Here is a 9,893-nt window from a genome sequence, read left to right as displayed (position 1 = left end):
GGGCTCAGTACCGGATGCGCGGATCGAGCAGCGCATAGGCCAGGTCGATCAGCAGGTTCATGGTGAAGATGGCCAGCGAGGTGACCATGATGGCCGCGAGGACGACGGTGAAATCGCGCTGCAGGATGGAGTCGATCATCAGCTTCCCCACGCCGGGAAAGCCGAAGACGGACTCCACCACCACCGCCCCATTGAGCAGGCCCGCCGCCTGGTCGCCGGCCACGGTGATGACAGGCAGCATGGCGTTGCGCAGGGCATGGACGAAGGTGATGGCGCGCTGCTTGACGCCCTTGGCGCGGGCCGTCTTGACATAGGCCGAGGACAAAGCGGTGATCATCGAACTGCGCACCACCTGCAGCACCAGCCCGAATGGCCGCACGAACAGCACGGCCACCGGCAGAATCCAGTGCCAGGGTGTGCCGGTGCCCGATGTCGGCACCCAGCCCAGCCCGACGGCAAAGATGAAGATGGCCATGAGCGCGAGCCAGAAATCGGGGGCGCTGGCCGCAGCCAGCGAAATGACCGAGGAAATGCGATCGAACACGCCGCCTACCTTGATGGCGGCCAGCGCACCCAGCACCACGGCGCCCGACAGCACCAGGGCCATGGTCAGCCCGGCCAGCCCAAGCGTCCAGGGAAAGGCTTCCATCACCACGTCGAAGGCGGGACGCTGGCGGCGCAGGGAATCGCCGAAGTCGAATTGCGCCAGGTTGAACAGGAAATCGCCGAACTGGGAGATCAGCGGATCGTTGAGGCCCCGCGCCTCACGGAAGGCGTCGCGCACGCTTTGCGGGGCATCGACCGGCAGGTAGAGCGCCGCCGGATCGCCCGTCAGCCGCGAGAGGAAGAAAACGAGCACCAGCAGCCCGAACAGGGAGACCAGGCTGAACAGGCTCCGCTTGAGGACAAAGCGACCCATGAGGTGCTCCAGTTTGGTCAGGAATATCCCGGGGACAGCATAGCCGTCCCCGGGCAGGGAGGTTGATTTTACTTGAAGCCGATCTGGGCCAGCTGCAGTTCGCTGTTGGTGGCGATGGTGGGCTTGAAGTCGAGGCGCGGGCCGACGCGGGAGAAGCCGACCATGTAGAACAGCGGCACGTCGGCGATATATTCGTCATTCACCTTGGCGAACATCTCTTCCCAGAGCGCCTTGCGCTCGTCGCCGCTGGCGGCGGTTGCGCGGGTGATGAGGTCATCGACCTCGGGCACCGACATGGCCGAATGGCTACCGTCGGTATGGTGCTTCACGAAGGCGGTGAAGACCGGATCGCCCTTGGCATTGTCGTGCTGGACCTGCACCAGGTTGGGCGCACGCGGCTCGGGGAAGGGCTTGACGAAGTAGCGGTTCCACTCGCCGACATCATACATCTGCAGCGTGGCGTTGAAGCCGACATCGAGCAGCATGGACTGGATGCCTTCCATCACTTCGGTCGCATTCGGATAGATGTTGATACGGCCGATCATCTCGATCTCGGTATCGACCGGCACGCCATCGGCCTTGGCCTCGGCAAGCAGCGCACGGGCGCGGTCGGGATCATAAGGCCAGGGCTGCAGATCGTGGTTGAAACCGATGGTGCTGGGCGGCACCTGCTGGGTGGCCTTCTCGACACCGGCAGCGAAGATGGTGCCGATCATGGCATCGCGATCGATGGCCAGATTCAGCGCCTCGCGAACGCGGCGATCGTTGAAGGGCGGCAGCATGGAATCGATACGCAGGGCCGACATTTCGGAGTTCGGATAGCTGAAATCGGTATCCGGGTTGGTGGCGTCCTGCACCGCGATATTGGGCGCGATATCGGCTTCACCGGCCTGCACCATGGCCGCGGCCACGGCCGCGTCGGTGCGGAAGACATAGGTGGCGCCGGTCACGACCGGCTGCTCGCCCCAATAGTCGGGATTGCGTTCGACCACCAGGCTCTGCCCCACATCCCAGCTCACCAGCTTATAGGGTCCGGTACCGATGGGGTTGGTGGTGAACGTGTCGGCAGGGTCGCTTTCGGGCTGGATCGGCATGACCGAAAGCAGCAGCGGCAGGATGGGCGATGCCGGAGTGCTGGTGATCTGGATGGTCGTGTCGTCGATGGCCTCGGTGGTGAATTCCATGCCGCCGAAATACTTGCCGCCGGTCTCGCAACCGAGCGCCGCATTCTTGTTGCGATCGATCGAGAAGGCAATGTCGGCCGGATCGAACGCCGAGCCGTCATGGAACTTGACGCCTTCACGCAGCTTGAATTCCCAGGTGTCCTCGTCGATCTGGCTCCATTCGGTCGCCAGGCGCGGTTTCAGCGCCGACTCGGCCGGAGCGTATTCGGTCAGGGTTTCATTGATATTCTGCAGGACCACGCGGCCTACGTCGGAACGGGCGGCCATGCACGGCTCGATCACATCGAGCACTTCGGTCAGAACGACGTTTACCGATTGATTGTCCTGGGCCGCCGCCGGCACAATGGCCACGGCAGACACCATCATTGCCCAAGCAAGGTTGGATAGCTTCATCGATTTTCCTCCACAAGGCATCCGAACGACGCCCGATTGCGGGCCGTCGTCTGTGCAATGTCGCTTCCGCGCTCTCGACCCACTGCAACACTAATATATTACAATTTTAGACGCAAGGCACTCCGGAACCCGGCTTCACCGCGTCGAGTCGTGGTCCCGCAGCCCGGTGCTGGCAAAGAAAAACCCCGCTTTTGCGGGGCTTTACTCCTTGCATCCCGGCACGGTGCACCCGCTTGTCGTGGCAAGTGCGGCGGCGGATCGAGATGCTACTTTCTGATGATAGCGGACTCGACGGTCCAGGCGCGGGCCTGCTCGCTGATAGTGAAGCCCAGCCCCGGACGGTTCGGCACCACCATATTGCCGCCTGACGTTTCGAGCCGCTCGTTGAACAGCGGATCAAGCCAGTCGAAATGCTCCACCCAGGCCTCGTGGGCATAGGCAGCTGCCAGATGGATATGGATTTCCATGGCGAAATGCGGCGCCATCTTGAGATATTTCTGCTCGGCCGCCGCAGCGATCTTGAGGAACTGCGTAATGCCGCCCACCCGCCCGGCATCGGGCTGGATGAAGTCGACCGCATTATGCTCGATCAGCGCCCGGTGCTCGGCAACGCTGGTCAGCATCTCGCCCGAGGCGATGGGCGTATCGAGCTGGGCCGCCAGCATGGCGTGGCCTTCCACGTCATAGGCATCGAGCGGCTCCTCGATCCAGACCAGGTTGAGCTGCTCCAGCACGCGGCCCACCCGTTGCGCCGTCGGCCGGTCCCATTGCTGGTTCGCATCCACCATCAGCGGCACATCGGGCCCGAGATGGTTGCGAACGGCCTCGAGCCGCTTGAGATCGATCATCGGATCGGGCTGGCCAACCTTGATCTTGATGCCGCCAATGCCGTTCCGGACCGAGACCGTACAGTTTTCGAGCAGCTTTTCGAGCGGCGTCGACAGGAACCCGCCCGACGTATTGTAGGTGCGCACGGCATCGCGGCGCGCGCCCAGCAGCTTGGCCAGCGGCAGGCCGGCCCGCTTGGCCTTCATGTCCCACAGTGCGTTGTCCATGGCGGCGATGGCCTGGGTGGCCAGGCCACTCCGGCCGACCGATGCCCCCGCCCAGATCAACTTGTCCCAGAGCCGCGCGATATCGTTGGGATCTTCGCCAAGCAGGGCGTCGGCCACTTCCCTGGCATGGGCAAACATGCCACGTCCGCCGGCACGCTTGGAATAGCTGAAGCCGACGCCCTGATGGCCTTCCCGGCTCGAAATCTCGGCAAACAGCATGGCGACCTCGGTCAACGGCTTCTGCCGCCCCGTCAGCACCTTGGCGTCGCTGATCGGCTCGGCCAAAGGCAGCATCACCAGCGACAGCTTGACTTCGGTCACGGCGTCCTGCGTCGCCGGGCCGATTGCCAGCCCGGCCAAGGGCGGGTTGGTGGGGATGGAAACATTCTCGACGAGTGAAATCTTCAACTGATCCTCCAAGGCTGGGCATGCCCTTCGCTGGCCGGAAGCTAGGTGACTTGGCGCCAACTCGTCAATAGTTATCATATATGTTTGGATATTCCCTTTTCAGCCGGGCACTTTGCACGGTACAAGTGTGCGAGACCCGACACTGGGAGCATCCTTCTTGACGACAGCAACGCTAATCGTGCGGCGCGCCCGCGGCAGCCTTGTCAAGCGCATCATCGGCGAGCTGCGCGGTGCGATCCTGGCCGGGCAATATGCTGTCGGCGACAAGTTGCCGTCGCAGGCCGAGCTTGCGGAACGCTACCAGGTCAGCCGCACGGTGGTTCGCGAAGCCATTGCCGGCCTCCAGGCAGATGGGCTGGTCGAACCCCAGCAGGGCGCCGGCGTCTTCGTCACCTCCCGCATGGCACCAGCCTCGCCCTTCGGCGCGCTCGATGTCGCGCGCGTATCCTCGATCCTGGAAACGCTGGAACTGCGGGCGGCGGTCGAGGTCGAGGCCGCGGGCCTGGCAGCCTTGCGGCGCTCACCGGCCCAGGAAGAGGCCATAGTCGCAGCCCATAAGGCCCTGGTGAGCCAGATCGCCGATGGCGGCTCCTCCACCGGGGCCGACTTCGCGTTCCACCGCGCCATCGCCGCCGCCACCAATAACCGGCGTTTCGTGGAACTGCTCGACCTGCTTGGCGCCAGCGCCATTCCCGAAATCATGCGCCAGGGCTACCTGGACATGATCATCGAGGAACACCGGGCCATCGCCTATGCCATCTCGGCGGGCGACGAGGCAGCAGCACGCGAAGCGATGCGGATCCACGTTCGCGGCAGCCAGCGGCGCTACCGCCAGCTTCTGCACGGTGATCTGGCTCAACCCGCCTGAGCTGAACGGTCAGGCCGTTTCCCTGGCGTCAAGCTGCCGCAGGCGCTGCGCGATCCGGGCCGTCGGCATCACGATGCCACCCTGCGAACGCGTGTCGAACATGGCTTTGCGTTCCTCTTCCGTCGAGTCAAAGAACGGGTAGCGGTGGAGCACGCGGGGCAGCATGACCGGGATATAGGAGGCGTAGAGGCACACCGGAAAGGTCAACTCGCCCCAGTAGCCTTCGCCGGCCAGCTGTTCGGAACCGAAGACACGCCGATAGAAGGCGACATGCTCGGGCCGGACCGAAGAAATGCAATAGGTCGCGTTGAAATGCGCGCAAGCCATGACCGCGGTGCGCAGCGTGAGATATGGCAGGGCCGGAAAGGCCAGCGACGCATCGTGGTCGGCGGTGAAGCGGCTGGGATCGATATAGCTGCCACCCTTGCGGATAATGTCGCCCAGCACATCGGGCCAGATGGCCGCGCTCGGCGATGTCGGGTTCGCTTCAGTGGCGATATGCAGCCGGATCGAGCTGACCAGTTGGTCATCGATATAGACGCCGAAGCAATGACAATTGCTCGCGTCATCATAGCTGTCGCGCGTCAGTTGCTGCGAGTTTATCGGAATGAATTCTTCCCGCCGATACGCTTCGTAGCGCAGCCGGTAGACGGCGTCGAATTGCTCCTCCACCGACACCCGCCGATATTGGACGCGGTCGAGCAAGTCGATGAGAGTCAGCGCGAAACGGGAGGTTGCACTTGCCTGGGATGCAGCACTCATTACCAAAAGTCCCCTAATCAAGGGGATATTAAGCTTTTGTTAGGCATGCAGGCATTGGGAAAAATGACGCCCCACCCGGCCGACGGACCGGACGAGGCCGAATTAATCTTCGTTTACAAAATGTTAACCGGGATTAACCATGCCGAAGCTTTGCCTTCGGCGCGCCCTGGGCGGCGTTGAGACGGCCGATCAACTCGCCAATATCGCGCTCCGGCAGCGGCCGGCTGAAAAAATACCCCTGCACTTGCTGGATTTCGGTATGCGCCAGCATGGTGTTGAGTTGCTCCTCGGTCTCGACGCCTTCTGCAATCACGGTGAGGTCGAGATCGCGCCCCAGCCGGGCCACATTGGCCAGCAGCCGCAGCGAACGCGGGTTGGTGGCGATGTCGGCCACGAAGGACCGGTCGATCTTGAGCTTGGTGAAGGGCAGTGCGTTGAGATAGCTCAGGGACGAGTAGCCGGTGCCGAAATCGTCGAGTGCGATGGCGATGCCCTTGGCGGCCAGGTCGCTCAGCACGCGATGGGCAATTTCGCGCTCTTCGATGACGGCGGTCTCGGTGACCTCGATTTCCAGGCGCGCCGGATCGAGCCCGGACTTGGCCAGCCCGTCCTCCACCAGCTTGCAGAGGTCGATGCCGCGGAAGTCCCGCGCCGAGATATTTACGGCCACGCCCACCTCGCCCGGCCATTGGCTGCACTGGGCCGTGGCGCGATCGATCACCCAGGCGGTGATGTCGGAGATGAGGCCCATTTCCTCGGCGAGCGGAATGAAGGTGGATGGCGGAATCGGGCCCAGTTCGGGATGATTCCAGCGCGCCAGCGCTTCACAGGTCACCACCCGGCGGGTGGCGATGTCGAGCAACGGCTGGAAGGCAAGCGACAGGACGCCTTCCTGCACCGCCTGGCGCAGGTCGGTCTTGAGCCGCTGGCGGTAGTGGTAGTCGATATCCATCTGGGCGTGGAACAGCTGGCTGCGCGCCTTGCCGTCGCCCTTGGCCGAATAGAGCGCCAGGTCGGCCTTGGTCATCAGGTCGTCGAGCGTCTCGGCGGCGATGGCGCTGGTAGCCAGCCCGATGCTGACCGCGACCGACAGCGTCAGGCCATCGAGCCGGAACGGCGCGGCAAAGGCGGTGAGGATGGCTGCGGCGTCGGCCTGAGCCTGGGCCGCATCGCCCACCGCACCGCGATAGATGACGAATTCATCGCCGCCCAGCCGCGCCAGTACGGCCTCGGCCGGCAGCGCCTGGCGCAGGCGGTTCGCCACCTGCATCAGTAGCTCGTCGCCCACGATGTGGCCGAACGTGTCGTTGACATGCTTGAAGTCGTCGATGTCGATGATCATCAGCGACACCAGGCGGGGCTGCGCCCCCGCGAAGCGACGGGCTTCCATGTCCTCGGTGGCCAATTCGCCGAAATAGGTCCGGTTGGGCAGGGCGGTCAGCGTATCGTGGCGCGCCATGAAATTGATGCGCTCTTCCGAAGCAACGCGCTCGCTGATGTCTTCGAACAGCAGCACCGTGGTTTCGTCGCGCGCGCTCACCGAGACTTCGTAATAGCGCCCAGCGGGCAGGCAGAGCAGGACCTTGCCCGACATATGCTTGCCGATGACATCGAGCAGGCGGTCGACCGCCGTGCGCGGCAGCACACCGCTGTCGCCCAGCGCGCCAAGCACCGAACTCACCGGCCGGCCGAGCAGTTCGGGCAGGCCCATGAGGCTGAACAAGCGCACCGCGCGCTCATTGGCGACCGAAATAACGCCGCGCTCGTCGAGCATGCACAAGCCGTGTTCGAGCGTGGTCATCGCCATGTCGAGTTCGGCGGCAAGGCGCGACGCCTCGACCCGCCCATGCACTGCACTCAGCAGGATAGAGCGAACGTCGGCCGCCAGCTTACGGAAACTCGCCAGCATGATGCCCAGCAAGCCGGCAAGGATAGCGTGGTACACATCGCCATGCAGCGCATAGCCGGCCGAAAGCGGCACGATGACCAGCAGCATCTGGATGGTGACCAGCCGGTCGAGGCCGAAGTTGCGCGCCACAATGCCGACCATGACGGCGATGGAAATGGAGGCACTGGCCAGTTCGGCAAAGGGATCCTTGACCACCGCCATCGAGATCAGGCACCACATGCCGTAGACCAGCGCCAGCAGGCCGCCATAGATCACGGCGCGATTTTCCCACTCCTCGGCAGCCATGGCGTCTTCATTGTTCATCGCCGCGCGCCAGAAGGCGCGCATGTTGGCATAGCGGATGAGCCCGATGACCACGAAGGCGACGCTGACAATGTAGAGGGCCAGCGAGTCGGTCTTGAAGGCGGTCAGCCACGACGCGATGGCGCTCGCCACGCTGCCGCCCAACATCGCGCGTCGGTCACCATAGACCGAGCGGATAATCGACACGTAATCGATTGCCGGCATTGTCTTTCGCGCTGAGGTAAACACATGGTTCCCCTGGTTAGCCGGTATAGAAACCCCAAAAGCCCTTAAGAACGCCTTGAAACGGGCTTGACGGCCCCCGGGGTTGCGAAAATTCCCGATAGCAGGGTGAATATCCGCTTAATGACTTTCCACGGCTTGGCGGCGCTAGAAAGCTGTTTGCGCCGCCTTGAGCGCCGCTACGCCATCGGCAGGGGTCATGGTCGGATCGTTCCAATAGGTGTTGGCAACCGTCCACACCGCCGCGACCCAGGCCGGCAATGCGGTCAAATGCGGGGTGGGCAAGGCGAAATCGCCCCGATTGAGTGCCTCCAGCACCTTTTTCGAACAGGAATCGATGCCCGCGCGCGCATCCGGCCGGACCGGGGTGGACCCCTTGGCCGCCGCAAAGCGGGCCTGCACGTCGGCATCGAGCAGCACATCGGCAAAGCTGCGTTCGGCCGCTTCGATTTCGGGCGAAACACCCCCCAGCAGGCCCCAGCTGTCGATCGTGACCGGCACATGGGCCGCACCCGGCACGAAGAGGCAGCCGAAATCGCTCGTCTCGCTCTTGCCCGCGGCTCGCCACTCCCCCTTCATCCAGTCGCCTTGCAATTGCAACAGCGCCTCGCCCTTGATCACCATATTGGTGGCCATGTTCCAGTCGCGCGGCACCGCTTCGGTATCGGCCTGCTGCTGAAAGCGCCGCAACCAGGCAAAGACATCGAGCAGGCTGGCATCGTAGAGCACGGCCGGATCGGTGACCTCGCCATAAAGCCCGGCATAGACACCGGGACCGCCAAGGCTGGCCACCAGGGCATGCAGCAGATAGCCGACCTGCCAGGGCTGGGCGCCCAGAGCGATGGGCCGGAAACCCGCGGCGCGCACCGCGTCGAAATCGGCCCACATATCCTCGAGCGAGGTCCAGGCCTCCGGGTCGATGCCCGCGGCGTCGGCCACGGCACGATTGTAGTAGATCATGGCGTCGGCATGGATGGTCGCCGGGATCTTGACGATGGCGCCGTCGACGGTGATGGCGCTGCGCACCACCGGTGGCAATTGTTCGAGCACGCCGCTGGCGGCGAGCTGTTCGTCCAGATGCAGCACTTTGCCGTCGGCATCGAGCGCGCGATAGATGTCGGGCTGCAATTGCAGGAAGACATTGGGCGTCGCCCCGGCGCTGATCAGCTGCAGCACGTCGATATCGCCATTGGCATCGTGCGGAATGGCCAGCGGCACCCAGCTATGGCCCTGTTCTTCCAGCCCGTCGCGCAGCACGTTGAGTGCGGCCAGTTCGGCCGGCGATGCCCAGTTGTGATAGACGACAAGCTCGGCGGCGCCGGCGGTGGAAGCCACCAGCATGGAAGCCAGCGCCAGGGCGCCAAGTCGTTTGGTCCAAATCAGCGCACGTCCTCCCGCTCGCGGATCTGAAATGACCCTGTCCGGCTGCCGGCCATTGAGGCCTTGTCACGCCGATCCAGGTTAGGGATTTCAGGCTGCGGCCAAACTGCTTGCCAGCGCGTTAACGCCGCCACGGAAGCGTCGTTTTGCCGGTCCAGGCTGCGCCGGGATTGAAGAGGTGGATCATGGTTGAAAAACTGAGCGACACGGAACGGGAAGAGGGCCTGCATGGCCTCAGCGGCTGGATTTACGACGAGGCAGCCGACGCCATCGAGCGGGTCTTCAAGTTCAAGGACTTTTCCGAGGCCTTCGGCTTCATGACCCGCGTGGCGCTGGCGGCCGAAAAGGCCGGCCACCACCCCGACTGGTCCAACAGCTACGACAGCGTCACCATCCGCCTCTCGACCCACGATGCCGGCGGCATCAGCGCCAGGGACATCGCATTGGCGCAAGCCATCGACAAGCTGCTGATCTAGCGGCTTTATTGGTC

8 protein-coding genes are annotated in these 9,893 nt (G+C 63.7%); 2 read left to right on the top strand and 6 right to left on the bottom strand.

Going from position 1 to position 9,893, the window contains the following annotated elements; genetic code table 11:
- Positions 1–4 precede the first annotated feature (4 nt).
- The 3 genes from ASD04_RS10515 to ASD04_RS10505 all read right to left on the bottom strand — a co-directional run bounded on the left by ASD04_RS10515 (position 5) and on the right by ASD04_RS10505 (position 3,959).
- Complete coding sequence (locus tag ASD04_RS10515; protein ID WP_056256221.1) at positions 5–919, bottom strand: ABC transporter permease; 915 nt, start codon at positions 917–919, stop codon at positions 5–7.
- 68 nt (positions 920–987) lie between these two features.
- Positions 988–2,496: an ABC transporter substrate-binding protein gene (locus ASD04_RS10510; protein ID WP_056256219.1), complete on the bottom strand. Its 1,509-nt coding sequence runs from the start codon at positions 2,494–2,496 to the stop codon at positions 988–990.
- Between the two features lie 266 nt (positions 2,497–2,762).
- Entirely contained in the window at positions 2,763–3,959 is a 1,197-nt protein-coding gene (locus ASD04_RS10505; RefSeq protein WP_280137674.1) for a mandelate racemase/muconate lactonizing enzyme family protein, read from the bottom strand.
- A gap of 157 nt (positions 3,960–4,116) precedes the next feature.
- On the opposite strand from ASD04_RS10505, the gene ASD04_RS10500 reads away from it, so the two are divergent.
- A complete protein-coding gene (locus ASD04_RS10500) occupies positions 4,117–4,827 on the top strand; it encodes a FadR/GntR family transcriptional regulator (protein WP_200940254.1) in 711 nt (236 codons plus the stop codon).
- A gap of 9 nt (positions 4,828–4,836) precedes the next feature.
- Here the strand turns inward: ASD04_RS10500 and ASD04_RS10495 are convergent, their stop codons facing one another.
- The 3 genes from ASD04_RS10495 to ASD04_RS10485 form a co-directional block, all read right to left on the bottom strand.
- Positions 4,837–5,589 carry an acyl-homoserine-lactone synthase gene (locus tag ASD04_RS10495; RefSeq protein ID WP_156461203.1) on the bottom strand — a complete coding sequence of 251 codons (753 nt, stop codon included), beginning with the start codon at positions 5,587–5,589 and terminating at the stop codon, positions 4,837–4,839.
- Between the two features lie 133 nt (positions 5,590–5,722).
- On the bottom strand, positions 5,723–8,005 hold the full coding sequence (locus tag ASD04_RS10490; protein WP_056256214.1) for an EAL domain-containing protein: 2,283 nt from the start codon (positions 8,003–8,005) through the stop codon (positions 5,723–5,725).
- A gap of 165 nt (positions 8,006–8,170) precedes the next feature.
- Entirely contained in the window at positions 8,171–9,364 is a 1,194-nt protein-coding gene (locus tag ASD04_RS10485; RefSeq protein WP_056256211.1) for an ABC transporter substrate-binding protein, read from the bottom strand.
- 224 nt (positions 9,365–9,588) lie between these two features.
- Here ASD04_RS10485 and ASD04_RS10480 point away from each other — a divergent pair, with 224 nt between their 5' ends.
- Positions 9,589–9,879: a 4a-hydroxytetrahydrobiopterin dehydratase gene (locus ASD04_RS10480; RefSeq protein ID WP_056256209.1), complete on the top strand. Its 291-nt coding sequence runs from the start codon at positions 9,589–9,591 to the stop codon at positions 9,877–9,879.
- Positions 9,880–9,893 lie beyond the last annotated feature (14 nt).

The sequence above is a fragment of the Devosia sp. Root436 genome (genome assembly GCF_001426345.1).
Lineage (GTDB): Bacteria > Pseudomonadota > Alphaproteobacteria > Rhizobiales > Devosiaceae > Devosia.
The sequence above is the reverse complement of the archived record's forward strand: the minus strand, read 5'-3'. Positions and strand labels throughout refer to the sequence as shown.